1 protein-coding gene and 1 pseudogene are annotated in these 1432 nt (G+C 64.0%); both read right to left on the reverse strand.

Annotation, left to right across the window (positions count from 1 at the left end; all coding sequences use genetic code 11):
- Nucleotides 1-284 (reverse strand): annotated as a pseudogene (locus ENZ75_RS31710) (lipid A biosynthesis lauroyl acyltransferase); the annotation flags it as partial.
- 4 nt (nt 285-288) lie between these two features.
- Nucleotides 289-1317 carry a zinc-binding dehydrogenase gene (locus tag ENZ75_RS31715; protein WP_013531222.1) on the reverse strand — a complete coding sequence of 343 codons (1029 nt, stop codon included), beginning with the start codon at nt 1315-1317 and terminating at the stop codon, nt 289-291.
- Nucleotides 1318-1432 lie beyond the last annotated feature (115 nt).

Below are 1432 nucleotides of genomic sequence, written 5' to 3' on the forward strand. Positions count from 1 at the left end.
ATGTTGCCCCACATGTCGGAGGCGATCGCCTGGATTTCGGCTTCGCTCTTTTCCGGATAGGCCTTGCGCAGATTGTCGACGGCGACCTGATGGCGTCCCACCCGGGGGCCGACCAGGCGTGCGACGCGGTCGGCGAAATTCAGCGCACTGTCGGCCGGCAGCAGGCGCAGGACCGAGATGATCATCATCGCTGCCCGCGCCACCAGCCAGTAATTGAGCTGGCGCAGTTGCCTGCCGTAACGAAATTTGAGGTCCCGGCGGAACTTCTTGAATACAGAGGTCAAGGCTCTAGCCGACGCGCAGGATGATCTTGCCGAAAACGTCGCGGCCTTCCATGCGCTTCAGCGCGGCGTCGATACCGTCGAAGCCGACTTCGGTGTCGATGACGGGTGCGACCTGTCCCGCCGCCATTTTCTGCATGGCGTTGGCCATGTTTTCCATGCGGCAGCCAAAGGAGCCAAGCAGTTTCAATTGCTGCTGGAACAGCTGCATCAAATTGATCTGCGTCGACACGCCGGAGGTCGAACCGCAGGTCACCAGGCGGCCGCCACGCTTCAGGCACAGCATCGAGGCGGCGAATGTGTCGGCGCCGACATGTTCAAAGACGACGTCGACGCCCTTCTTCTTGGTCAGCTTGCGCACGACGCCCTCGAAACGGTCGTCGCGGTAGTTGATGACATGGTCGGCGCCGAGCGCCTTGGCCTTGTCGATCTTGTCGTTGGAGCCGACCGTAGTGATGATCGTGCAACCCATCCGCTTGGCCAACTGGATGGCCGCCGAGCCGATGCCGGATCCGCCGGCATGGATAAGGATGGTTTCGCCGGGTTGAAGCCTGGCGTTGTCGAACAGCATGTGCTCGACGGTGCCGAAGGTGACGGGCGCCACCGCCGCCCCGATGTCGGTCACGCCGGGCGGGGCAGGGACCAGCAGGCGGGCCGGCAGGTTGATCTTCTCCTGCGCGAAACCGTCGAGATGGAAACCGTGCACGCCCGAAACATGTTCGCAGAGGTTGTCGCGGCCTTCGCGGCAGGCTCGGCAGAGGCCGCAGGTGCGCGCGCCATAGATCGACACCAATTGTCCGGGCAGCAGGCTGGAAACGCCGGGGCCAACCGCCTCGACCTCGCCGGAGGCCTCCGCGCCGACGACCAGCGGCAGCTTGCGCTTGGCGAAGGCCATGCCGCGCCAGCCCCAGACGTCGATATGGTTCAGCGCTACTGCCTTGATGCGCAGCGTGACTTCGCCGAGTGCCGGCGGTGGAGGAGGCGGCAGGTCCACCGTCTCAAGACGGCGGTCCTCTATAAGTTGCAATGCGCGCATGGGGCCTGTCGGTTCAGTCTGGCTGAAAAAGGTCGCTTAGACCGGTTCCCGCGCCATGACAAGGCAAGTGTTCTGGCCGCCGAAGCCGAAGGAGCTCGACAGAACGGTGCGGACC

The organism is Mesorhizobium sp. M7A.F.Ca.CA.002.04.1.1 (genome assembly GCF_004022805.1).
In the GTDB taxonomy this organism is placed as follows: Bacteria; Pseudomonadota; Alphaproteobacteria; order Rhizobiales; family Rhizobiaceae; genus Mesorhizobium; species Mesorhizobium ciceri.